The 22285-nt window shown below is 71.5% G+C and carries 21 protein-coding genes; 15 read left to right on the top strand and 6 right to left on the bottom strand.

Annotation, left to right across the window (positions count from 1 at the left end; all coding sequences use genetic code 11):
* Window positions 1–3: 3 nt before the first annotated feature.
* Window positions 4–1107 (bottom strand): epoxide hydrolase family protein, encoded by a 1104-nt coding sequence (locus tag GKS42_RS20060; protein ID WP_154795432.1) that lies wholly within the window; start codon window positions 1105–1107, stop codon window positions 4–6.
* Between the two features lie 3 nt (window positions 1108–1110).
* On the bottom strand, window positions 1111–1713 hold the full coding sequence (locus GKS42_RS20055; protein WP_154795431.1) for a TIGR03086 family metal-binding protein: 603 nt from the start codon (window positions 1711–1713) through the stop codon (window positions 1111–1113).
* A 93-nt stretch (window positions 1714–1806) separates the two neighbouring features.
* On the opposite strand from GKS42_RS20055, the gene GKS42_RS20050 reads away from it, so the two are divergent.
* From GKS42_RS20050 to GKS42_RS20040, 3 genes are all read left to right on the top strand, one after another.
* Window positions 1807–2478 (top strand): TetR/AcrR family transcriptional regulator, encoded by a 672-nt coding sequence (locus GKS42_RS20050; protein WP_154795430.1) that lies wholly within the window; start codon window positions 1807–1809, stop codon window positions 2476–2478.
* 75 nt (window positions 2479–2553) lie between these two features.
* Entirely contained in the window at window positions 2554–3417 is an 864-nt protein-coding gene (locus GKS42_RS20045) for an aldo/keto reductase (RefSeq protein ID WP_154795429.1), read from the top strand.
* Between the two features lie 149 nt (window positions 3418–3566).
* Complete coding sequence (locus GKS42_RS20040) at window positions 3567–4736, top strand: macrolide family glycosyltransferase (RefSeq protein ID WP_154795428.1); 1170 nt, start codon at window positions 3567–3569, stop codon at window positions 4734–4736.
* Window positions 4737–4780: 44 nt separating this feature from the next.
* On the opposite strand, the gene GKS42_RS20035 is transcribed toward GKS42_RS20040, so the two are convergent.
* Window positions 4781–7588 carry a family 78 glycoside hydrolase catalytic domain gene (locus tag GKS42_RS20035; protein ID WP_154795427.1) on the bottom strand — a complete coding sequence of 936 codons (2808 nt, stop codon included), beginning with the start codon at window positions 7586–7588 and terminating at the stop codon, window positions 4781–4783.
* Between the two features lie 298 nt (window positions 7589–7886).
* Here GKS42_RS20035 and GKS42_RS20030 point away from each other — a divergent pair, with 298 nt between their 5' ends.
* The 4 genes from GKS42_RS20030 to GKS42_RS20015 all read left to right on the top strand — a co-directional run bounded on the left by GKS42_RS20030 (window position 7887) and on the right by GKS42_RS20015 (window position 11831).
* Window positions 7887–9200 carry an ABC transporter substrate-binding protein gene (locus GKS42_RS20030; protein ID WP_154795426.1) on the top strand — a complete coding sequence of 438 codons (1314 nt, stop codon included), beginning with the start codon at window positions 7887–7889 and terminating at the stop codon, window positions 9198–9200.
* An 87-nt stretch (window positions 9201–9287) separates the two neighbouring features.
* On the top strand, window positions 9288–10208 hold the full coding sequence (locus tag GKS42_RS20025) for a carbohydrate ABC transporter permease (RefSeq protein ID WP_154795425.1): 921 nt from the start codon (window positions 9288–9290) through the stop codon (window positions 10206–10208).
* Window positions 10205–11038, top strand: a complete 834-nt coding sequence (locus GKS42_RS20020; RefSeq protein ID WP_154795424.1) for a carbohydrate ABC transporter permease — start codon at window positions 10205–10207, stop codon at window positions 11036–11038. Before GKS42_RS20025 ends, GKS42_RS20020 begins: the two co-directional genes overlap by 4 nt.
* 7 nt (window positions 11039–11045) lie before the next feature.
* Window positions 11046–11831 (top strand): nucleotidyltransferase domain-containing protein, encoded by a 786-nt coding sequence (locus tag GKS42_RS20015; protein ID WP_154795423.1) that lies wholly within the window; start codon window positions 11046–11048, stop codon window positions 11829–11831.
* 10 nt (window positions 11832–11841) lie between these two features.
* Here the strand turns inward: GKS42_RS20015 and GKS42_RS20010 are convergent, their stop codons facing one another.
* Window positions 11842–13656 (bottom strand): dolichyl-phosphate-mannose--protein mannosyltransferase, encoded by a 1815-nt coding sequence (locus GKS42_RS20010; protein ID WP_168217911.1) that lies wholly within the window; start codon window positions 13654–13656, stop codon window positions 11842–11844.
* Window positions 13657–13689: 33 nt separating this feature from the next.
* On the opposite strand from GKS42_RS20010, the gene rsmI reads away from it, so the two are divergent.
* From rsmI to GKS42_RS19995, 3 genes are read left to right on the top strand one after another with little or no spacing between them, the layout of a single operon-like run.
* The gene (gene rsmI, locus GKS42_RS20005; protein ID WP_154795421.1) at window positions 13690–14559 is read left to right on the top strand and encodes a 16S rRNA (cytidine(1402)-2'-O)-methyltransferase; all 870 of its coding nucleotides are present in this window, start codon (window positions 13690–13692) and stop codon (window positions 14557–14559) included.
* Between the two features lie 59 nt (window positions 14560–14618).
* Window positions 14619–15080: a hypothetical protein gene (locus GKS42_RS20000; RefSeq protein ID WP_154795420.1), complete on the top strand. Its 462-nt coding sequence runs from the start codon at window positions 14619–14621 to the stop codon at window positions 15078–15080.
* Window positions 15081–15111: 31 nt separating this feature from the next.
* On the top strand, window positions 15112–15516 hold the full coding sequence (locus GKS42_RS19995; protein ID WP_154795419.1) for a GNAT family N-acetyltransferase: 405 nt from the start codon (window positions 15112–15114) through the stop codon (window positions 15514–15516).
* Window positions 15517–15669: 153 nt separating this feature from the next.
* On the opposite strand, the gene GKS42_RS19990 is transcribed toward GKS42_RS19995, so the two are convergent.
* The gene (locus GKS42_RS19990) at window positions 15670–16251 is read right to left on the bottom strand and encodes an isochorismatase family protein (protein ID WP_154795418.1); all 582 of its coding nucleotides are present in this window, start codon (window positions 16249–16251) and stop codon (window positions 15670–15672) included.
* A 60-nt stretch (window positions 16252–16311) separates the two neighbouring features.
* Here GKS42_RS19990 and GKS42_RS19985 point away from each other — a divergent pair, with 60 nt between their 5' ends.
* Complete coding sequence (locus GKS42_RS19985; RefSeq protein ID WP_154795417.1) at window positions 16312–17502, top strand: aminotransferase class I/II-fold pyridoxal phosphate-dependent enzyme; 1191 nt, start codon at window positions 16312–16314, stop codon at window positions 17500–17502.
* A 223-nt stretch (window positions 17503–17725) separates the two neighbouring features.
* Window positions 17726–18496 carry an SDR family NAD(P)-dependent oxidoreductase gene (locus GKS42_RS19980; RefSeq protein WP_154795416.1) on the top strand — a complete coding sequence of 257 codons (771 nt, stop codon included), beginning with the start codon at window positions 17726–17728 and terminating at the stop codon, window positions 18494–18496.
* On the opposite strand, the gene GKS42_RS19975 is transcribed toward GKS42_RS19980, so the two are convergent.
* Window positions 18474–19184 carry a helix-turn-helix transcriptional regulator gene (locus GKS42_RS19975; protein ID WP_154795415.1) on the bottom strand — a complete coding sequence of 237 codons (711 nt, stop codon included), beginning with the start codon at window positions 19182–19184 and terminating at the stop codon, window positions 18474–18476. The two genes, GKS42_RS19980 and GKS42_RS19975, sit on opposite strands and share 23 nt — an antisense overlap.
* A gap of 69 nt (window positions 19185–19253) precedes the next feature.
* Between GKS42_RS19975 and folE the strand changes: the two genes are divergently transcribed.
* The 3 genes from folE to folP all read left to right on the top strand — a co-directional run bounded on the left by folE (window position 19254) and on the right by folP (window position 22283).
* Window positions 19254–19928 (top strand): GTP cyclohydrolase I FolE, encoded by a 675-nt coding sequence (gene folE, locus GKS42_RS19970; protein WP_154795414.1) that lies wholly within the window; start codon window positions 19254–19256, stop codon window positions 19926–19928.
* A gap of 27 nt (window positions 19929–19955) precedes the next feature.
* Window positions 19956–21209 carry an NAD(P)/FAD-dependent oxidoreductase gene (locus tag GKS42_RS19965; RefSeq protein WP_154795413.1) on the top strand — a complete coding sequence of 418 codons (1254 nt, stop codon included), beginning with the start codon at window positions 19956–19958 and terminating at the stop codon, window positions 21207–21209.
* A 126-nt stretch (window positions 21210–21335) separates the two neighbouring features.
* Window positions 21336–22283 carry a dihydropteroate synthase gene (gene folP, locus GKS42_RS19960; protein WP_232847764.1) on the top strand — a complete coding sequence of 316 codons (948 nt, stop codon included), beginning with the start codon at window positions 21336–21338 and terminating at the stop codon, window positions 22281–22283.
* The last annotated feature ends 2 nt before the right edge of the window (window positions 22284–22285 follow it).

The following is a 22285-nucleotide window of genomic DNA, read 5'->3' as shown; positions in this document are numbered from 1 at the left end:
GCCTCAGTCGGCCCGGCCCACGCCGGAGGCGAGCTGTGCGAAGAACGCCGTGACGTCATCGACGATCACCTGCGGCGCCTCGTGCGCCGTGTAGTGCCCCGGCACGTCGAACACGTGCCAGCGCACGATCGCGGCGTGGTCGCGGTCGGCGAACCGGCGGATCGAGAGGAAGTCCTTCGCGCCGGCCGCCAGCGCCGTCGGCGTGGTGGTGGGTCCGGCCGGCCTGGGATCGGCGGCCATCTCCCGGTACATCCGGATCGAGGACCCGCTGGTGCCGGTGAGCCAGTAGACCGCCGCGTTCGCGACCACGAACTCGGTGTCCAGCCCCACCAGGAGCTGCCCGTTCCAGCCGAGCAGGCCGACCGGGGAGTCGGCGAGGGCGTGTGCCAGCGTCTGCGGCGCCTGGGTCTGGAGCACGTTGAAGGCGCCCATGTTCTCCCAGAACCAGCTCAGCCGTTCCATGCCGGCCTGCTCCTCGGGCGTCAGATCCGCCAGCTCGGCCGGGTCGCCGGACGGGAACGAGAACAACTGGGTGACGTGCACGCCGATGACGGACTCGGGTGCGAGCCGGCCCACCTCGGGCGAGATCATCGATCCCGCGTCGTTGCCCACCGCCCCGTAGCGGTCGTAGCCGAGCCGGTTCATGAGCTCGACCCACGCGGCCGCGATGCGCGGCACGCCCCAGCCCCGCTCGGTGGTGGGTCCGGAGAAGCCGAAGCCGGGTAGCGACGGGATGACCAGGTCGAACCCTGCCGCGACGAGCGGGTCGATCACGTCCAGGTACTCCAGGACCGAGCCCGGCCAGCCGTGCGTGAGGATCAGCGCGGTGGCGTCCGGACGGGGTGAGCGCACGTGCAGGAAGTGGATGCGCTGCCCGTCGATCTCGGTGGTGAACTGCGGGTAGGCGTTCAGCCGGGCCTCGAGCGCGCGCCAGTCGAACGAGGTGCGCCAGTACTCGGCCCACTCGCGCACCTGGGCCAGGCTGGTGCCGTACTCGGAGCCGGATCCCTCGATCTCGTCCGCCCAGCGGGTCCGGGCCAGCCGGTCGGAGAGGTCGTCGAGGTCTGCTTGGGGGATGTCGATCGTGGTGGGGGTGATCTCGGACATGGGTCAGGCCTTCCATTCGGGGTTGCGGCCGAGGAACCGGAGCAGTTCGTCGGCAGGGTCCGCGGTGGCGCCGGGCACGACCGGGGCGTAGACGCCCCAGGCACGCAGCGGCTCCACGAGCGTGTGTGCGGTGGGCAGCAGCGCCGCTGCCAGGTCCGCCGTGAGCGGGCTGGGCGCGCCGATCGCCATCGCGACGTCCCAGGCGTGCACCGCGGCGTCCAGCGCCGCCGCGCCGACCGCGAGCTCTGCGCTCATCGGCCCCTGGGGGAGTGGGTTCGGGACCGCCTCGGCGCCCGGGGCCACGCCGGCGAAGGCCGCTGCGGCGGCCTCGGTGGCCGCTGTCACCTCGGCGACCGGGTCCGCCGTGCGCGTGGCCGACGGCGAGAACGGGTCCTCCGTCGGGCCGCCGGTTCCGGTGAGGGCCGCGGCGTAGGCCCGCTGGTCGCCCGTCGCGTGGGTGAGGACCTGGGTCACGGTCCAGTCCTGGCATGGGGTGGGGGCGTCCCACCGCTCGGCCGGGGCTTCGCTCACCGCGGTGGCGACGCTCCGCAGGGCGGCGTGGGCCTGTGTGAGAACGGTCCAGGTGGTGCTGGCCGATGCGGTCATCCGACTCTCCTCAGACTTGGAACGGAACGATTTGTTCCGCATGATGTGAGTGTAACGGAATGCTCCGTTCCGCACAAGGGATAGCATGTCGTCATGGATCAGACCTCCACCCCCGCCCTCAGCGGCCGGCGTGCCCAGGCCGCCCGCAACGACGGGCTCATCCTGCTCGCCGCGCGCACCGTGTTCCTGCGGGACGCGGCGGCACCGATGTCCGCGGTCGCGAAGGAGGCGGGCGTCGGCATCAGTGCCCTCTACCACCGGTACGAGGGCAAGGAGGACCTGCTCCGCCGGCTCTGCGCGGACGGCCTCGAGCGGTTCGCCGAGATCGCGCAGACGTGCCTGGACACGGGCGCGGACCCGTGGACCACGTTCACCGAGTTCGTCTCCGGCATCATCGACGCCGACGTGCACGCGCTGACCGTGAACCTGGCCGGCACGTTCACGCCGTCGGAGGAACTGGGGCGGCTCGCGCAGGATGCCTCCGCGCTCGGGGTGCGGATCTTCGAGGCGGCCCGCGACGCCGGGGTGCTGCGCCCCGGGCTCGTGGCCGAGGACCTGACCCTGCTCTTCGACCAGGTCACCGCGGTCGTCGGGGCGGACCCCGAGCGCACCCAGGCCCTGCGCCGGAGGTACCTGACCATCTGGTTCGACGGCATCGCCGGGGACGGCGCCCCGGTGGGTGCGACCGGCCGCGGCGCCGCCGACCTGCCGGGGCCGGGGCCCACGCCCGAGGAGGTCGGGCGTCGCTGGATCCCGCGGACCTGAACGCCCCGGCGTGACCTCGCACCTGGTGTGCATGACATCGCGTGCGCGCGCGGGCGGGGGCTAGGCTGGTCGATCGTGACCAGCTACCCCGCACACGTCCCCGCACACTCCCTCTCCGACGGATCGACGATCCCGCAGCTCGGGTTCGGCGTCTGGCAGGTTCCCGACGACGAGGCGCACACCGCCGTCGCCGAGGCCCTGCGCGTCGGCTACCGCCTCATCGACACGGCCGCCGCCTACGGGAACGAGGCCGGCGTCGGCCGCGCGATCGCCGAGTCCGGACTCGCCCGCGACGAGGTGTACGTGACCACCAAGCTGAACAACCCGGACCAGGGCTACGACTCCACCCTGCGCGCCTACGACGACAGCCTCGCCAAGCTCGGCCTGGAGACCGTCGACCTGTACCTGATCCACTGGGCCGCGCCGGCGTGGGACCTGTACTCGGACACCTGGAAGGCGTTCGTGACCCTGCTGAACGAGGGCCGGGTGCGCTCGATCGGCGTCTCGAACTTCCAGATCCCCCACCTCGAGCGGATCATCGGCGAGACCGGGGTGACCCCGGTGCTGAACCAGGTCGAGTCGCACCCGTACCTGCAGCAGAACGAGCTCAAGGCGTTCCACGCCGAGCACAACATCGCGACCGAGGCGTGGTCCCCGCTCGGCTCCGGACGCGGCCTGCTCGAGGACCCGGTGTTCACCGAGATCGCCGCCGCGCACCAGGTCACCCCGGCCCAGGTGGTCCTCGCGTGGCACCTGGCCGTCGGCAACGTGGTGATCCCGAAGTCCGTGACGCCGTCCCGGATCGCGGAGAACCTCGCCGCCGTCGACGTGCGCCTCACCGACGGCGACGTCGCCCGGATCGCCGGCCTCGACCGCAACCACCGCTACGGCGGCAACCCGGACAACGTGTCCTGGGGCAAGCCCGCGCACCTCGCCTGAGCAGCCCCGCCGTCGCCTCCTCGTAGGCAGACCCACCGACCGCCGTCGGCCGGCCCTTCATGCCGGGCCGACGGCGGTCGCTGCGTCCCGCGGGGCATGTCGCCCCGGTCTGCTCGTGCCGATCGAGCGTGCACCTAGCATGGTCGTCCGTGGCGACCATCTACGCCTACGGGCCCCTCGGAGCAGGACACGTCAACCCCACCCTCGGGGTGGTGACCGAGCTCGTCCGACGGGGCCATGACGTGACGTACTGGGCACCCCGCATGTTCGAGGACCGGATCGCCGAGACCGGGGCTCGGTTCGAACCGGTCACCTCCACCTGGGAACGGCTCGACGGCGGCCCGCCCCAGATGCACGGCAAGGAACTGATCCGGGCGATGGGGCTGCTGCTGGACGAGACCGCCGCCCTGGTCCCCGAACTCGCCGACGCGCCCGCCCCGGACCTCGTGCTGCACGACGGGACCCTGGCCTGGTGGGGCCGGGTACTGGCGCACCGGTGGCAGGTGCCGGCGGTGGAGACGTGGCCCAACTTCGTCGGCAACGAGCACTGGTCGATGAACGCCTACACCCGGATCAACCCGGCCGACCCGCGGTTCCTGTGGCAGATGGTCCGGATCGCCCGGTACCTGCGCCGCCAGGGCATCGGTGACGTGGGCGGCTTCATGCAGGGCGGCTCGGCGGCGGCGAGACTGGTCACGATCCCCCGCGCGTTCCAGTTCGCGGGGGAGACCTTCGAGGGTTGGGACTTCATCGGGCCGGGCCTGACCGAGCGGGAGTTCCAGTCGGACTGGACGCCTCCTGCCGGCGGCGCCCCGATCGTGCTGGCCTCCCTCGGCACCGCCTACAACGCCCGGCCCGAGTTCTTCCGGATGATGGTCGACTCGGCCGCCGGCCGGCCCTGGCACCTGGTGCTCGCGATCGGTGACCAGGTCGACCCCGGCCTCTTCGAGGACGCCCCGGAGAACGTGGAGATCCACGTGCGGGTGCCGCAACTGGCGGTGCTGCGGCATGCGGACGCGTTCGTGACCCACGCCGGCATGGGCAGCACGATGGAGGCGATCCAGTACCGGGTCCCGATGGTGTCGCTGCCACAGATGGCGGAGCAGCGGGCCAACGCCGACCGGATCGCCGAGCTCGGGCTCGGCCGGACGCTCAGCCCGGAGCACCTCGACGCAGACGCCGTCTGGGCGGCCATCGACGCGGTGGCCGGAGACGACGCCGTGCACGACGCCCTCGCCCGGATGCACCACGAGAGCGTCGCCGCCGGTGGCGCGGCCCGCGGGGCCGACGTGATCGAGCGGGTGCTGACCGGGACCTGATCGGGTCCGCGCCCCCTCGTCCACGACCTCCTGCGGGTCCGCCTCTAGTGGCCGCGCCCGGCGCTCAGCTCGGCGAAGGCCTCGGCCAGCCGGTCCGTGGCGTCCGGGCCGGCCGCATGATCGAGCCGCTCGCGCAGGGTCCGCCCGGGCACCCAGGTGGTGTGCGCGCGGACCTCCTCGGCGGCGTCGGCGCTGTGCTCGCCGAGCACCCGGAGCAGGGTCGCGTACGCCTGCTCGTCGTCGATCACGGCCGCGAGGCTGGTGTCCAGGTCCACCGGGCCGGGGGTCGCGGCGGCGACCGGCATCGGCACGGACCACTCGTGGTCGCCGGAGGAGACCGTCAGTTCCTCGCCGGTGCCGGGCAGGACGACCCGGGCCTGGGTGTTCGGTGGCACCGTGGCCGTGACGGTCACCGTGTCGCCGTCGCGACGCCAGCCGACGGCGGCCGTTCCGTACGGCGTGCGGTGCTCGGCCCGGGCGTGGGTGAAGCCGGGCAGTGGCCGGGGTTGGATGAGCAGGGTGCGGTAGCCCGGCTCGGACGGGGCGAGGCCGGCGACGGTGCGGTGCAGCCAGTCGGCGATGGCGCCCAGGGCGTAGTGGTTGAACGACGTCATCTGGCCGGGGTTGATGGACCCGTCGGGGAGGGTGCTGTCCCAGCGCTCCCAGATCGTCGTGGCGCCCATCGTGACCGGGTACAGCCAGGACGGGCACTCGGTCTGGGTGAGCAGCCGGGTGGCCACGTCCAGGTGGCCGGTCCGGGTCAGCGCGTCCTGAATGATCGGCGTGCCGACGAACCCGGTGCCGATCCGGTAGCCGCTCTCGCGGACCAGTTCGGCCAGGCGCCGCCCCAGCGCGTCGTGCTGGGTGGCCGGGGCGATGTCGAACACGATGGCCAGCGCGTACGCGGTCTGCGCGTCGGACATCATCCGCCCGGCCGGCGTCACGTACTCGGCCAGGAACGCGGCCCGGACCTGCTCGGCCCGGTCGCGGTAGCGCTGTGCGTCCGCGTCGCGCCCGAGGACGGCGGCCGCGCGCGCCACGAGATCGGCGGAGCGGAACACGTAGGCGCTGGCCACGATGTCCGGATGGGCCTTCGCGTCGGCCGGGCTCTCGGGCGGCGCCGTCGGGTCCAGCCAGTCCCCGAACTGGAACCGGCCCTCCCACAGGTGCCGCTCGCCGGCGAGGTCGAGGAGGTGGTCGGTCCACGCCGTCATCGACTCGTACTGCGCCTCGAGGGTGCCGCGGTCGGAGAACCGCTCCAGCAGCACCGAGGGCACCACCGTGGCGGCATCGCCCCAGGCCGCGGCCGGCCGGACCGGCCCGAGCACGTTCGGCACGATGAACGGCACCACGCCGTCGGCGGCGCGCTGTTCGAGGGCGAGGTCGGCGAGCCACGAGGACAGGAACGTCCGGGAGTCGAACAGGAAGCTCGCCGTCGGCGCGAACACCTGGATGTCACCGGTCCAGCCGAGCCGCTCGTCCCGCTGGGGGCAGTCGGTGGGCAGGTAGAGGAAGTTGCCGCGCTGGCCCCAGACGACGTTCTCGTGCAGCCGGTTCACCAGGTCGTGCGAGCTCGTGAACCAGCCGGTGCGCTCCATGTCGCTGTGGATCACCACGGCCACCACGGACGCCGGATCGAGGTCACCGGGCCAGCCGGCCACCTCGGCGTACCGGAACCCGTGGAAACTGAACTCCGGCTCCCAGGTCTGCTCGCCGGTTCCGGCGAGCGTGTAGGTGTCCGTGGCCGCGGCGGCGCGCAGCGGCCGCACCCCGAGCTCACCGTGCTCGAGTACCTCCGCGTGCCGCAGCGTGATGATGCGCCCCTCCGGGCCGTCGACGGTGATCCGCAGCCGCCCGACCAGGTTCTGCCCGAAGTCCAGGAGGGTGCGCCCGGACGGGGTGGTGATCACCTCGGCGACGGCCACCTCCTCGATCCGCCGGACCGGCGGGGACGTGCGCGGCTCGGGGACGATCGTCGGTTCGTCCGTGCGCGCCGGCGACCACCCGCCGTCGTCGAAGCCTGCGGCGGACCAGCCGGGCTGGGCGAGCCGGGCGTCGTGGGACTCGCCCGCGTAGATCCCGCTCGCGGTGATCGGCCCGTGGCCGGCCCGCCAGGTGCCGTCGGTGACGAGTTCGGTGGTGGTGCCGTCGGTGTGCTCGACGATCAACTGGAGCGCGACGGACGGCTGCTCGGCGTAGACGCGGTGGGCGCGGTCGCGGAAGCCGTACCGTTCGGTGGCCCAGGCGCCGGCGAAGCGGATCCCGACGGCGTTGGCGCCCTCGGCGAGCAGCGTGGTCACGTCGGTGGTCTCGTGGATGAGCCGGTACTGGTACGGCGTCCAACCGGGCTTGAGCACCTGGTCGTCGACGTCGCTGCCGTTGATGGCGACCTGGTAGGCGCCGGTCGCGGTCGCGAACAGGGTGGCGCGGCGGACCGGGGCGGGCAGCTCGAACTCGGTCCGGACCAGGCCGGGCTCGGCCGGTTTGGTGGGCTCGGTGAGCCCGATCGGCTGGGCGCGCCACGTGCCCGGCGCCAGGAAGCCGGCCCGCACGGTGAGGGGTTCGCTCCAGTCGGAGGTGGCGCCGTCGGCGCCGGTGACGCGCACCCGGACCTCGCCGTCCTGGCCGGGCGTGAGCGCCTCGAAGGGCCATGGCACCAGGACGGAGTCGCCCGAGTCGACGGTGGCGGTGCTGGACCCGCGGGCCGAGGTGAACTCGAGCTCGGCCGACCGCTGCGTCCAGGCGCTCGCGTCGGTCTCGGTCCGCCAGCTCAGCCGGGGCGTCGGCGTGGCGACGAAGGACGTGCCGCGGGGGGCCTCGGCGTCGAGCGCCACCGGGCGTGCTGCGGTCATGGGGTCACTGCTCCTTTGCGGTGTCGGCCAACGATGGCCGGTGAATCTTGGGTGCGGACGCTGCCCCTTGGCTTGCGAAGCCTCGGCAGCCATCCTGAATCGTTACAAGGGTCTTGTCAATGCCTCGGGTCTGGCCCGGCAGGCGAATGCCGGGGGCCGTGGGCCCGTTGTCGAATTGTTGCTCGGAGTCGTTGACGGCAAGCCGAATCGCACGTAGAGTAGCGATACGTTTGAACCGATTCAATCGGGTCCGTGCTGTGTCGTCATTGCCGACGGCGTCTTTACGAGGAGGTAAAGGATGAGCATGCGTCAAGGTGCCCGCAAGGGCTCGGTCGTCCTCGGGGCGGCTGCACTGGTGGCGGCGATGGCCGCCTGCAGTTCCGGGGGTGGTTCCGGCGGTGACCAGGTCGAGATCACGTTCCTCACCCAGAACGGCGAACCCGGCGCCACCGCGGCGCAGGAACTGGTCGATGCCTTCATGGCCGCGAACGAGGATGTGGTCGTGACGCTCGAGACCCAGCCCGGCGGAGCCGAGGGTGACAACCTGATGAAGACCAAGCTCGCGACCGGTGAGATGGCGGACGTCTTCCACTACAACTCCGGTTCCCTGCTCCAGGCGCTGAACCCGGACCAGAACCTCGTGGACCTCTCCGACCAGGAGTGGGCCGGCTCCCTTGTAGAGGACATGCGCACCGTCGTCTCCACCGACACCGGCATGTACGGAGCACCCTGGGGCACCACCCAGGCGGGCGCGGTGATGTACAACCGGGTCATCTACGAGGAGTTGGGCCTCGAGGTGCCCACCGACTGGGCCGGATTCGTGGCGAACAACGAGGCGATCCTCGCGGCGGGCACGGCGGCCCCGATCATCCAGACCTACGGTGACACCTGGACCAGCCAGTTGTTCGTGCTCGGCGACTTCGCGAACGTCACGGCGCAGGACGCGGACTGGGCGGCGGAGTACACCGCGCACAACCGGTTCTACACCGAACAGCCGGCGTTGCAGGCCTTCGTGAACCAGCAGGAGTCCTTCGAGGCGGGCTTCTTCAACGAGGACTATGCGTCCGCGCTCTTCGACGACGGCGTCCGGATGCTCGCGACCGGCGAGGGTGCGCACTACCCGATCCTGACGTCGGCCATCGGAGCCGTGCGGCAGAACTACCCGGACAACGTCGAGGACGTCGGTGTCTTCGCTCTGCCGGCGCAGGATGCCGCCGACACCCGGCTGACGGTGTGGCTGCCCAACGCCATGTACATCCCGAACACCACCGAGGGCGATGAGCTCGAGGCGGCGCAGCGCTTCATCGCGTTCGCACTGTCCGAGGAGGGCTGCCGGATCCAGACCGACACGCTCGGGCCGAGCGGCCCGTTCGCCACGGATGCGTGCACCCTGCCCGACGATGCGCCGCCCACCCTGACCGACGTGCAGACCTACTTCGACGCGGACCAGACCGGGCCGGCGCTGGAGTTCCTCTCCCCGATCAAGGGGCCGAGCCTGGAGCAGATCACGGTCGAGGTGGGCTCGGGCATCCGTCCCGCCGCGGACGGCGCCGCGCTCTATGACGTGGATGTCGAGAAGCAGGCGCAGCAGCTCGGGCTCGAGGGATGGTGAGGTCCGCCCTGATCTGAGAGTCAACAGTCGCGTGCGGCCGCCTCACGCATCCCGCGTGAGGCGGCCGACATGATCAATGGAGATCGCATGACGACCCTGGTCGCGAGCCGTCCCAGCGCCGATGACGCCCTGAAGCCACCCAAACGTCGCCAGATTAAGAGTTCCTACCCCACCTGGTTCTACATCCCGGCGGGGGTGTTCTACCTCGTCCTGTTCGCGGTCCCCACCTTCGCCTCGTTCTACTTCAGCCTGACCCGCTGGACACTGTTCGACACCGAGTTCATCGGTCTGGACAACTTCATCCAGTTCTTCAGTGAGCCGATGCTGGTGCGGGGGTTCACGAACACCTTCATCTTCGGGTTCCTGACCTCGGGGGCGAAGGTGGTGCTCGGGCTGCTGCTCGGGGTGTTCCTCACCTCTCAGATCGCGGCCCGTGGGTATCTGCGCTCGGTGGTCTTCTTCCCGGTGCTGGTCTCGACGATCGGGGTCGGGATCACCTTCAAGGTGCTGATGGACCCGTTCGACGGGCTGATCAACTCCGCGCTCGCCCTGTTCGGAATCACAGGGCCGGGCTGGCTCACCGACCCCTCCCTGGCGCTGCTGTCCATTGCCCTGGTGGACATCTGGAGGGGAGTGGGCATCGCGACCCTGATCTACATCGCCGGTATCGCGGCCATCCCACCGGAGTACTACGAGGCCGCGCGGGTCGATGGTGCGAACGGCTGGCAGCGGTTCTGGCGGATCACGGTGCCGCTGGTCCGGCCCGCGACCACCACCGTGGTGCTGCTCTCCCTGATCGGCGGGTTGCGCGCGTTCGACCTGATCTGGGCGATGACCCGCGGCGGTCCGGGCTTCACCAGCGACGTGATCGGCTCGGTCATCTACAAGCAGTACCAGGCAGGCTTCTACGGGCTCTCGACCGCCGGCAACGTGGTCCTGTTCCTCGTGGTGACGGCGATCATCGTGCCGATCTCGCTGTGGTTCAACAAGAGGGAGGTGGAGCGATGAAGACCAAGGCGCTCCGCCGCAATCTGACCGGGGCCATCGCGGTGCTCGTCTCGATCGTGGTGTTCCTGGTCCCGTTCGCGTTCATCATCCTGACCGCCGCGAAGTCCGCACCGCAGGCGTCCCTGCTGGACCTCTCACTGCCCACGGAGTGGCTGCTCTGGCAGAACCTCGTCGACGTGATGCAGACCCGCGACTACATGCTGGTGCGGGCGTTCGTGAACAGCACCGTGCTCACCGTGACCTCGGTGGTCCTCATGGTGGTCATGGCTGCGATGGTGGGCTACGTGCTGCAGCGGCGCTCCTCGCGATGGAACCCGCTGGTCAACTTCCTCGTGCTGGCCGGTCTGATCGTGCCGCCCGCCGTGGTGCCGACCATCTGGGTGCTGCAGACCATCGGGCTGTTCAAGACGATGCCCGGGATGATCTTCATCGAGGCCACGTTCGGACTCTCGTTCTGCATCCTGCTGTTCCGCGCGTTCGTCTCGACGATTCCGAAGGAGCTGGACGAGGCCGCGATCATCGACGGCGCCGGGCCGCTGCGCCTGTTCTTCCAGGTGGTGCTGCCGCTGCTCAAGCCCGTGGTGGTCACCGTCGTCGTGGTGCAGGCCGTGGCCGTCTTCAACGACTTCACCGGGCCGCTGTACTTCCTGCCGGGCAGCGACAACGCCACCGTGCAACTCACCCTGTACAACTTCCAGAGCCAGACCCTGAACCAGTGGAACCTGCTGTTCATGAACATCTTCCTGATCACGATCCCGCCGCTGGTGATGTACATCGTCTTCAACCGGCAGATCGTGGCCGGGATGACGTCCGGCGCGGTCAAGGGCTGAGCGGCCGGTGGAGCACCACGAGGCGGCACTTGCGCGGTACGTCAGCGACGCCTGCGCGCAGGAGGCGACCCTCGCCGTCGTCCTCGTCGGTTCCGTCGCCCGCGGCACCGAACGGCCAGACAGCGACCTCGACGTCTACCTCGTGGTCGACGACGCCGCCTGGGACGTCGCCGCGCGGGCGAACCGGCTCGCCTGGAGCGAGCGTCACGACGAGGACTACCCGGGCGGCTACGTGGACGTGAAGCTCGCCAGCCCGCGCTACCTCGACGCCGCGGCGGACCGCGCCGACGATCCCACCCGCGCCTCGTTCGCCGGCGCCCGGGTGCTGTTCAGCGCCGTACCCGGGCTCGAGGAGTCGATCACGGCACTCGCCGCACTGCCGGAACAGGAGTGGGACCGGCGCGTGGACGCCCACCTCGCCCAGGCCCGGCTGCACGGTCGCTACTTCCTCGGGCAGGCACACGCGTCCGGTGACGAGTTCCTGCGCCGGCATGCCGCCCTGCACCTGGCGCTGGCCGCGGCCCGGTGCGCGCTCGCCGCCAACCGCACCCTGCTCCGGGGCCCCAAGTACGTCACCGACACCCTCCGGACCCTGCCGGACCTGCCCAGCGGGTTCATGACGCTCTGGCAGCGGGTCCTCACGCAGGCGGACCCCGCCGACGCCGCGGCGCTGATCGGGCTGCTCGAGGGATGGCTGCCACGGGTCCTGCCCGCGGAGGAGACCCTCTCGACCTTCATCCGGGACAACGAGCTTCCGTGGCTCACGGGCGCGCTGCCGGCCGAGTACTACTGAGGGGTGCCGCTCAGATCCAGGTGGGCAGCAGCATGTGCAGGCGCCAGAACGTGTACGGCACCCACTGGTTGCTCCAGATCGGCCAGTAGAACGCGGACACCACGAGCGCGAGGACCACGATCACCGCCGCCGTCCAGATCCCGGGCCGGCGATCGCGCAGGGGTAGGTCCTTCGCGCCGATCAGCTCGGCGATCACGTAGGTCAGCGCGAGCACCACGAACGGCACGAGCGCGACCGTGTAGAACGTGAAGATGGTGCGCTCGGAGTACGCGAACCACGGCACGTACATCGCGAGATAGCCCGCGAGGATCGCCCAGGCCCGCCAGTCACGACGCCGCAGCGCCGCCCAGATCACCAGGACCAGAGCCAGGGCCGCGCCCCACCAGATGATCGGGTTGCCCACGGCCAGGATGGCTCCCGCGCACCTCTCGGCCCCGCACAGGTCCATCGCGCCGGCGTCCGCCTTGACGTCGCGCCACGCGAACGACGTCGGCCGCCACTGGATCAGCCACCCCCACGGCTGCGACATGTAGGTGTGCTCGGACGTGAGGTTGTTGTGGAACTCCCACATCTTCAGGTGGTACTCCCACCAGGAGTTCAGCCAGTCCGGCATCCACGGGCGCTCGGGCACGTCGGCGAGCGCGTTCACCTCGGTGGCCCACTGGCGGTTGTAGGAGTTCGGGTTCAGCCACCACGGCAGCCACGTGAGCACATAGGTGAGCGCCGCCGTCGGCACCAGTGCGAGGAAGGCGGGCACGCCGTCGCGCAGGGCGCCGGCACCCACCCACAGGCGCGCCCCGACCGACCGTCGGGCGCTGATCGTCCAGGCGACCGCGAACAGCCCGAACACGGCCACCGCGTAGATGCCAGACCACTTCACCCCGCTCGCCAGGCCGAGGCACACGCCGGCCACGAGCAGCCACCACCGCACGCCGACCTTCGGCCCCCACGGGTCCCGCAGGGAGCCATGTCTGGCGATCTCGACAGCCGCCGCCCGGGCGAGCCGGCGCCGATACCTCTCCCGGTCGAGCAGCAGCGCGCCGAACCCGGCGAGCACCCAGAAGGACAGGAAGATGTCGAGGATCGAGATGCGGGACATCACGATGTGGATGCCGTCGATCGCCAGGAACAGGGCCGCGGTGCAGCCGAGCAGGGTCGAGGAGAACAGCCGCCGCCCGATCCGGGCGAGCATGAACACGCTGATGATGCCGACGACCGCCGCGCTGATCCGCCAGCCCCACGGGCTGTCCACGCCGAGCAGCCGGATCCCGGCGGCGATCATCCACTTGCCGACCGACGGATGCACCACGTAGTCGGCGGTGGTCTGCAGGTCGGAGTAGTCGCCAGCCGCGAAGTTCTCGTCGGGTTCCTCGTTCCAGTCGCCCTCGTAGCCGAGCACGAGCAACGAGTAGGCCTGCTTGACGTAGTAGGTCTCGTCGAACACGAGCCGGGCCGGCCGGTCCAGGTACGCCAGCCGGAGCACCGCGGCGAACGCCGCCACCAGGGCCGGGCCGAGCCACGCCCACAGCCGTGAACCGGGGATCGAGGTCACGTGCAGCCGGCCGAGCAGGCTCCGCTCGATCTGCTCCTGGGTGCGGCCCGCGTACTGCAGTTTCGGCGCGCGCAGCGCTTGGCGCACCCGGGTGGACCACCCGACGGCGGGGGCTGCGTGGTGCGGGTGCGGTTCAGTCCGGTCCTCGTGGTCCGGGCCGGTGGCCCCGTCCGCGGCAGGGTGCTCGCTCGTGGCGGGGTCGGTCGCCTCGGTGTGCCGGGTCGCGCCGGCGTCCTGCTCGACGTCGGGCGCCCCCTCTGCTGACCGGCTCACCCGCACGAGTGTAAGTGGGGCAGACTGGCATGCGTGGCAATCGATCGCGAGTCCGAGGGTCCTGATCCCGACGGCGGAGCCGGGGTGATCGTGCTCGCGGCAACCCCCATCGGAGACACCGGAGACGCCCCGCCGCGCCTGGTGGACCTGCTCGGCCGGGCGGACCTGATCGCGGCCGAGGACACCCGCCGGCTGCGGGCGCTCGCGGGCCGGCTCGGGGTCACGCTCACGTCCAAGGTGATCAGCTACCACGAGCACAACGAGTCCGAGCGGGCGCAGGTGCTCGTCGCCGCCGCGCAGGAGGGCGCCACCGTCCTGGTGGTCTCCGACGCCGGCATGCCGGGCGTCTCCGACCCGGGCTTCCGTGTGGTCCGGGCCGCCGCCGACGCCGACGTCCGGGTCACGGCGGTGCCCGGCCCGAGCGCCGTGCTGACCGCGATCGCCCTGTCCGGGCTGGCCAGCGACCGGTTCACGTTCGAGGGGTTCGTGGCCCGCAAGCCGGGGGAGCGGGCCAGGGCCTTGGCCGCCCTCGCCGCGGAGCCGCGCACGATGGTGTTCTTCGAGTCGCCGCACCGGATCGCGGACACGCTCGCCGCGATGGCAGACGCGTTCGGCCCCGACCGGGCGGCCGCCGTCTGCCGGGAACTGACGAAGACCTACGAGCAGGTGCGCCGCGGCCCGCTGACCGAGCTGGCGCAGTGGGCCACCGAGGGCGTGCGCGGCGAGATCACGGTCGTGGTCGCCGGTGCGACGCCGTCGGTCTCCGAACCCGCCGATCACGTGGCCGAGGTGCTGGAGCGGATCGAGGCGGGGGAGCGCCTCAAGGAGGCCGCCACGGCCGTCGCCGCCGAGCACGGGGTGAGCCGGCGGGAGCTGTACGAGGCTGCCCTGCGCGCCCGGTAGGCGCGACGTAGCCTTGGGCCAGTCGGGTGCGCTGGCACCCAGGAGGAAGGGGGCCGCCGATGGCCGTGGACCGCAAGACGATCGTCGAGACGATCAAGTGGATCGGCCCGTTTCTGCCGAAGGCGATCGAGGCGATCAAGCAGAACCCGGAGATCTGGCAGGGCATCCAGGATCAGGCCAACCGGCTGACCCGGCGCAAGGGCACGGCCGTCCAGGACGTGCTGGCCACCATCGAGGTGCTGCGCGACCAGGTCGCCTACCTCGCCGAGTCCGCCGACGACGCCGACGAGTCCCGCCGCGCCGTGGCCTGGTCGAGGCGCCTGTCCCATTGCGAGCACGCGGCCCAGCTCCTCACGGCGCCCGGCACCACGAAGGACGAGCGCAAGGCGCTGGCGGCGCGGGTTGCCACGCTGCGGACCGAGATCTTCACCGCGTTCATCGCCGAGCAGGGCGAGGACGCCCAGGGGGTCGGCCGGGTGCCCGAGCTCGACGCCGCGCCGACCCGGCCGGACGAGGCGTAGCAGCGGGCGAACATCCGACACGGAGGTGACCATGCCCTACACCGTCACGGCCCGGGTGCCCACGCCCGAGGAGCACCGCTTCCTGGCTGAGGCCGTCGGGTGGGGCGACGCGTTCTGGTGGGAGGCGATGCCCGCGTCCCTCGCCGGTTCGACCTGCGGGGTCGTGGTCCACGACGGCGGGCTGATCGGGATGGGGCGAGTCGTCGAGGACGGAGCGTTCTACTTCTACATCGAGGACGTCGCCGTTCACCCCGACCATCGGGCCAGGGGAATCGGCCGGGCCATTGTCGAGAGCCTGGTCCGGCAGGTCCGTGACCTCGCCCCAGGCCACCACTTCGTCGGTCTCTTCGCGACACCGGAAGCCGAGGCGCTCTACCGGTCGCTGGGCTGGGAGGCGAAGGAGATGCTCGGGATGTGGCAGGTCCTGCGCGACTGAGACGGCTCGTCGGCGGGGCCGGGACCGGATCACCGTCCTATGGGTGGAGGGCGAGGGCGGGCCCGGGGAGTTCTACCTCCGGTGCGGCTTCGTGCCGACCGGGAAACGGGTCTTCGGCCAGGTCCTCGGAGTGCGTGCCACCACCGAACCTGTCTAGCCGAGTTCCTCCGAGCGCAGCAGCACCACCCCGGCAGCAGCCAGTTCGGCGCGCGCGGCCTCGCCCTGCTGCGGGCTCACCGGCACCGTCAGATCCGTGAACACGCGCGTGTTCAGGTGCTGGTCGAGCGCGTCGAGAGCGGTCTCCTTGACGCAGTGGGACTCCGCGATGCCGACCACGTCCACGTCCGCGACGGCCGCGGCGGTGAGGATCTCCGCGAGCGAGCGGCCCTCGGCGTCCGTACCCTCGAAGCCGGAGTAGGCCGCCTCGTAGGCGCCCTTCTTCACCGCCACGTCTGCGTTCAGGTCGGCCAGTGCCGGATGGAGCTCCGCCTCGGGGGTGCCGGCCACACCGTGCGGGGGCCAGGAGTCGATGAAGTCCGGGGTGTCCGAGAAGTGTGCACCCGGGTCGATGTGCCAGTCCTGCGTGGTGACCACGAGGTCGTAGTCGCCGCGGTGACCACGAACGAACTCGGCGACGCGCTCGGCAACCGCATTGCCGCCGTCGACGGCCAGGGCACCGCCCTCGCAGAAGGTGGGTTGGACGTCCACGACCAGGAGTGCTCTGCCGGTGCTCATGACTCCCACTGTGCCACTCCCGCGCGGCGCCTCGACAGCACACGGCGGTAACGTTTCGGCATGGACTTCCGCCGCATCGAGGGTCTGCCCCCGTACGTGTTCACGATCATCGACGGGCTCAAGCTGGAGGCCCGGCGCGCCGGCCGGGATGTCATCGACCTCGGCTTCGGCAACCCGGACCTGCCGTCCCCGCAGATCGCCGTCGACAAACTGGCCGAGGCCGCCCAGAACGCCCGTAACCACCGGTACTCATCCTCGCGCGGCATCCCGAACCTGCGCCTGGCCGTGGCGAACCTGTACCAGCGGCGGTTCGGCGTCACGCTCGACCCGGACGCCGAGGTGCTCTCCACGATCGGGGCGAAGGAGGGCTTCAGCCACCTGATGTGGGTGCTGCTCGCCCCCGGTGACGCCGCGATCGTGCCGACACCGAGCTACCCGATCCACATCTGGGGGCCGTACTTCGCGGGCGCCGACACCCGGCAGGTCCCGATCGGCGACGGCACCGACGGCGCCGGGTACATCGACCGGGTCATGGAGGCCTGGGAGCTGGGCTGGCCCAAGCCGCGGGTGGTGGTGCTGTCCTTCCCGCACAACCCGACCACCTCCACGGTGGAACTGGCGGACCTGCAGCGCCTGGTCGACTGGGCCCGGGACCGCGACGTCGCCCTGGTGCACGACCTCGCCTACGCGGACATGTGCTTCGACGGGTGGACGCCGCCGTCGATCATGCAGTGCGAGGGTGCCACCGAGGTGGCCGTCGAGCTGTACTCGATGACGAAGTCGTACTCGATGGCCGGCTGGCGGGTCGCGTTCATGGTCGGCCGCCGGGACGTCATCAAGGCCCTGTCCCAGCTGAAGAGCTACCTCGACTACGGCACCTTCCAACCGATCCAGATCGCCGCCACCGTGACCCTGAACGAGGCCACCGAGTACCCGGCCGAGCTCAGCACCATCTACGAGTCCCGCCGGGACACCCTCTACGACGGCCTCGCCCGCATCGGCTGGGACATCCTCAAACCGAAGGGCACGATGTTCGCCTGGGCGCGGATCCCCGAGCCCTACCGGGACATGGACTCGATCGAGTTCGCCACGCACCTGGTCAACGCCTGCGACGTGGCCGTCTCGCCCGGGGTCGGCTTCGGCCCAGGCGGGGAGGGGTTCGTCCGGTTCGCGCTCATCGAGAACGAGCAGCGGATCGGGCAGGCGGTCCGCGGTATCAAGCGTGGCCTGACCAGGCTCACCACGGGCTGACCGTAAGCACGCTTCCGCGGAAGCTCGGACACCCTCCGCGCTCGAGCTAGTCTGTTCGCTGTCGAGATCGTGCCGGATTTCCGCCTAGTTCGAGGGCCAAGCGGCTATCTCGATGGCCGGCACTCACCGGACAGGCCGGCGACCACGAGCGCTTCCGGTCCGAGACCAGTGGCCCGCCGGGCGCCGAGGGGCCGACGGCGGGTGCCCGGCCTACGCTGACTCCATGCCCACCGCTCTCATCACCGGCGCCTCGTCCGGCATCGGCCTCGCGTTCGCCCGGCACCTCGCGCGGCGGGGCAACGTCCTGGTCCTGGTCGCCCGCAGCACCGACCGCCTCGAGGAGATCGCCGCCGAGTGCCGGGCCATCGGCGCCCCGGCAGTTGAGGTGCTCGGGGCCGACCTGGCGACCTCGGCCGGGATGGATGCCGTGGCCGCCCGACTCGGCCACCCCGACATCCGCACCCTCGTCAACAACGCGGGCCTCGCCGTCGGCACGCCGTTCCTGACCGCCGACGAGGCGGACCTGCGCCGCCAGCTCGCCGTCAACGTCGAGGCGGTGCTGCGGCTGACCCACGCTGCGCTGCCGGGCCTGGTCGAGCGCGGCAACGGCGCGATCATCAACGTCGCCTCGATCGCGTCCATGCTGCCCGGCCGCGGCAGCACGTACTCGGCCTCGAAGGCCTGGGTGCTGCAGTTCTCCGAAGGGCTCGCGACCGACGTCGCCTCGCACGGCGTCCGGGTCCAGGCGCTCTGCCCGGGGTTCGTGCGCACCGAGTTCCACGACCGCGCCGAGATCGACATGTCGACGATGCCCGACTGGATGTACGTGGACGTCGACCACCTCGTCGCCACGTCGCTGCGGGACCTCGAGCGTGGCGTCGTGATGAGTGTCCCCGGCGCGCTCTACCGCACGATCGCGTTCCTGTCCCGGGCGGCGCCGCGGTCGGTGGTGCGCCGACTGGCGTCGTCGATCAACTCCGAGGACCGGGACTGACGTCCGGGCGTTCGGTCAGGGTGGCCCCGGCGCCCTGGTCGGGCCCGGCCTCGGCCCGCACGCAGCAGCGCCCGGCGCCGGGATCGGCGACCACCCGCCGTCCGCACGCGGCGCCCTCGGCCATGCCCCGCACGAGCGAGTAATTGAGCTCGCAGACCAGTTCGGTGTGCGCCTGCGCGAGCTGATGGAAGGGGCAGTTGCCCATCACCAGGTCACCGGCCGGCTCCTCCCGCGGGGTGAAGCCCACGCTCGCCAGCGCCGCCTCGAACGTGCCCGCGCGCTCGCCGCGAGCGCGGCCGTCGGCAGCCGCGCGCTCGCGGAGCACGTCCCGGACGCCGGCACCGGTGCGCGTGGACTCGGCGATCGCCCCGGCGAACAGGTCCGCGGCGAGCTCGTAGTGCCGGGGCGGCACGGACACCGAGATCTCCTCGGCGGCGCGAGTGTACCGCTTCGTCGGGCGGCCGGCCCCGGGACCGCGGCGCCCACCCAGCCGCCGGAACTCGACGGCGAGCAGTCCGGCGGTGGCCAGCGCGTCCAGGTGGAACGCGGCGGTGCTGCGGCTCAGCCCGAGCGCACCCGCGGCGGCCTCCCGACCCACGGGCTCGGCGGCCTCGGCGATCAGGTCGTACAGCGCGCGGCGCGTCGGGTGCTCCAGCGCGGCGAGCCGGTGGGTGGCGTCGGTGACCATGACCGTGACTCTACGCTTCTAAAAACAACTCTGCTGGACGAGAGTTCGGAGCGGATCTACGGTCGATCCATGGACGACCTGACCACCCTCACCGCCGAGCCGCCGAGCCTTCGGTCCGCCCCCGGGCAACCGCGCGACACCGCCGACGGAAGTGACGCCGTCGACCGCCTGCACGGGCCGACCGACGACCCACCGATCGACCGCGCGAAGGCGATCACCGCCGTCGGTGACCTCCTCGCGGGCCTCGGCCGCGACGTGCGCGGACCGCACCTGCGGGACACGCCCCGGCGGGTCGTGGACGCCTACCTGGAGATGCTCACCCCGCGCGCGTTCACCCTCACCACGTTCGGCAACGACGAGAACTACAACGAGCTCGTGCTGGTCCGCGACGTGCCGTTCCACTCGTTGTGCGAGCACCACCTGCTGCCGTTCACCGGCGTCGCGCACGTCGCCTACCTCCCCGGGCAACGGCTCGTGGGGCTGTCCAAGCTGGCCCGGGTGGTGGAGCACTTCGCGCGTGACCTGCAGGTCCAGGAGCGCCTCACCCAGCAGATCGCCGACTTCCTCGCCGAGCGGCTCGACCCCCGCGGGGTGGGCGTGGTCCTCGATGCCGAGCACGAGTGCATGTCCCTGCGCGGCGTCGGGGCGCGGGGCGCGCGGACCGTGACCAGCGCCCTGCACGGCGTGTTGCGCGACGACGCGCGCTCGCGCAGCGAGTTCCTCGCCCTCACCGGGCTGCGCTGAGGTCCGATACCGAGAAGGATGAGTGTCATGGCTGAGCAGACGTTCGTGATCATCGGTGGCGGGCTGGCCGGGGCCACCGCCGCGACCACCCTGCGCGAGCAGGGTTTCACCGGCCGGGTGGTGCTGTTCGCAGGTGAGGACGAGGTGCCCTACATCCGCCCGCCGCTGTCGAAGGAGTTCCTCGCAGGATCGGCGGACCGGGCCGAGCCGCAGGTGCACCCGGAGTCCTGGTACGCCGAGAACTCCGTGGAGCTGCGCCGCGGCACGTCCGTGCGCGAACTGCGCCCGGCCGCGCACGAGGTGCTGCTCGACGGCGGCGAGACGCTCGGTTACGACAAGGTGCTGCTCGCCACGGGTGCGTCCTCGCGGCACCTGCGCGGCGATGCCTACCCGGACCTGCGCGGGGTGTACTACCTGCGCACGTTCGCCGAGTCCGAGGCGCTGCGCGCCGCTCTGGCCGACGGCGGCCGTCGCGTCGTCATCGTCGGTGCCGGTTGGATCGGGCTCGAGGTGGCCGCGGCCGCCCGTGGCTACGGCAACGATGTGACCGTGCTCGGCCGCGAGGACGTCCCGCTCGAGCCCGCGCTCGGCGCGGAGCTCGGGGCGTACTTCGGGGCGCTGCACGCCCGCAACGGCGTGGACGTGCGGATGCAGGTCGAGGTCGATGGGTTCGAGGGGGACTCCGAGATCCGCGGGGTACGCCTGGCCGCCGGTGAGGTGGTCGGCGCCGACGTGGTCGTGGTCGGGGTCGGCGCGGTGCCCAACACCGAACTGGCGCGGGCCGCCGGGCTGCGGGTCGAGGGTGGCGTGGTCGTGGACGCCGCGCTGCGCGCCGAGGGCGACGGCGACGGCCTCGCGGACGTCTACGCCGCCGGCGACGTCGCCAGCGCGTTCCACCCGGTGCTCGGCAAGCACCTGCACGTCGACCACTGGGCCAACGCCGAACGCCAGGGCGCCGCGGCGGCCCGGTCGATGCTCGGCGGGGACGTCACCTTCGACCGGGTGCCGTACTTCTACACCGACCAGTTCGACCTGGGCATGGAGTTCTCCGGCTACGGCGATCTGATGCCCGGCTCCCGGTTGGTCTACCGCGGCGACCGGGGAGGCGGCGAGTTCATCGCGTTCTGGGTCACCGGACCCGATGACGCGGCCCGCGTGGTCGCCGGGATGAACGTCAACGTCTGGGACGTGAACGAGCAGATCGACGCCCTGATCGCGTCCGGCCGCGGGGTGGACGTGGCCCGGCTGGCCGACCCGGAGGTCGCGATCGCGGATCTCTGAGCGTCGAGGCGCAGAAGTGGCAGCCACGTCAGCTCGGTCACCACGGGGTGCGGATCGCGCTCGCCGTCGCGAGTGCCGTGGTGGCAAGCCCCTTCAGCTCGGCCGCAGAGGCGGCGGGATGGCACGATGGGACGCGTACCCGGTGATCCCGGCATGGAGGCCCGCGCCACGATGACGCACGCAACGCTCTGCCCGGACCCGGTCCGCCGCCTGGCACCCCGCACGATCGGGTCGCGCACGTTCGACTTCGCGAACCGGGTGGCCGTGATGGCCATCGTGAACCGCACCCCGGACTCCTTCTACGACGGCGGAGCCACCTTCGCGCTCGACGCGGCGGTGTCCGCGGCGGTGCGCGCGGCCGACGACGGCGCGGACTGGGTGGACGTGGGCGGCATGGCGTTCTCGCCGGACACCCCCGAGCTGAGCGTCGCCGAGGAGCTCGACCGGGTGCTCGGCGTGATCGAGGGGATCCGGGCGGCGTCCGACGTGGTGATCTCCGTGGACACCTACCGCCCGGAGGTGGCCCGGGCCTGCGTGGCCGCCGGCGCCGACGTCATCAACGACACGATGGGGCTGCGGGTGGACGGGATGGCCGAGACCGTCGCCGAGACCGGCGCCACCGCGGTGATCGCCCACTCGATCGCGCAGCCGCACCGCCACCATCCCCGGCCGACGTACGGCGACGTCGTGACCGAGATCGCCCAGTTCCTGCGCGACAAGGTCGAGCTGGCGCTCGCGGCCGGGATCGCGCCGGACCGGATCGTGATCGACCCGGGCCACGACCTGAACAAGAACACGCTGCACTCGCTGGAGATCACCCGCCGTCTGGCCGAGATCACCGAGATCGGCCTGCCCACCCTGGTGGCGCTGTCCAACAAGGACTTCGTGGGGGAGACGCTCGACGCCCCGCGCGGGGACCGGCTGATCGGCACCCTCGCCGCGACCGTGATGTGCATCGAGCGGGGCGCCCGGATCGTGCGTGCCCACAACGTGGCGCCGACCGTGCAGACGATCCGGATGGCCGAGGCCGTGCTCGGGCTGCGCGAGCCCGCCTGGACCCGGCACAACATGTGATG

This window comes from Occultella kanbiaonis (assembly GCF_009708215.1).
In the GTDB taxonomy this organism is placed as follows: domain Bacteria; phylum Actinomycetota; class Actinomycetes; order Actinomycetales; family Beutenbergiaceae; genus Occultella; species Occultella kanbiaonis.
This window is presented reverse-complemented; position numbering and strand designations above follow the sequence as displayed.

Excerpts from the sequence above, each read along its gene's own strand:
- GKS42_RS20035 (WP_154795427.1), bottom strand. The coding sequence starts at position 7,588 with ATGACCGCAGCACGCCCGGTGGCGCTCGACGCCGAGGCCCCCCGCGGC.
- GKS42_RS19995 (WP_154795419.1), top strand. The coding sequence starts at position 15,112 with ATGCCCTACACCGTCACGGCCCGGGTGCCCACGCCCGAGGAGCACCGC.
- folP (WP_232847764.1), top strand. The coding sequence starts at position 21,336 with ATGGGACGCGTACCCGGTGATCCCGGCATGGAGGCCCGCGCCACGATG.
- GKS42_RS20025 (WP_154795425.1), top strand. The coding sequence starts at position 9,288 with ATGACGACCCTGGTCGCGAGCCGTCCCAGCGCCGATGACGCCCTGAAG.
- GKS42_RS20060 (WP_154795432.1), bottom strand. The coding sequence starts at position 1,107 with ATGTCCGAGATCACCCCCACCACGATCGACATCCCCCAAGCAGACCTC.
- GKS42_RS20000 (WP_154795420.1), top strand. The coding sequence starts at position 14,619 with ATGGCCGTGGACCGCAAGACGATCGTCGAGACGATCAAGTGGATCGGC.
- GKS42_RS20050 (WP_154795430.1), top strand. The coding sequence starts at position 1,807 with ATGGATCAGACCTCCACCCCCGCCCTCAGCGGCCGGCGTGCCCAGGCC.
- GKS42_RS19985 (WP_154795417.1), top strand. The coding sequence starts at position 16,312 with ATGGACTTCCGCCGCATCGAGGGTCTGCCCCCGTACGTGTTCACGATC.
- GKS42_RS19990 (WP_154795418.1), bottom strand. The coding sequence starts at position 16,251 with ATGAGCACCGGCAGAGCACTCCTGGTCGTGGACGTCCAACCCACCTTC.
- GKS42_RS20020 (WP_154795424.1), top strand. The coding sequence starts at position 10,205 with ATGAAGACCAAGGCGCTCCGCCGCAATCTGACCGGGGCCATCGCGGTG.
- GKS42_RS20030 (WP_154795426.1), top strand. The coding sequence starts at position 7,887 with ATGAGCATGCGTCAAGGTGCCCGCAAGGGCTCGGTCGTCCTCGGGGCG.
- GKS42_RS20055 (WP_154795431.1), bottom strand. The coding sequence starts at position 1,713 with ATGACCGCATCGGCCAGCACCACCTGGACCGTTCTCACACAGGCCCAC.
- GKS42_RS19980 (WP_154795416.1), top strand. The coding sequence starts at position 17,726 with ATGCCCACCGCTCTCATCACCGGCGCCTCGTCCGGCATCGGCCTCGCG.
- GKS42_RS19975 (WP_154795415.1), bottom strand. The coding sequence starts at position 19,184 with ATGGTCACCGACGCCACCCACCGGCTCGCCGCGCTGGAGCACCCGACG.
- GKS42_RS19965 (WP_154795413.1), top strand. The coding sequence starts at position 19,956 with ATGGCTGAGCAGACGTTCGTGATCATCGGTGGCGGGCTGGCCGGGGCC.
- folE (WP_154795414.1), top strand. The coding sequence starts at position 19,254 with ATGGACGACCTGACCACCCTCACCGCCGAGCCGCCGAGCCTTCGGTCC.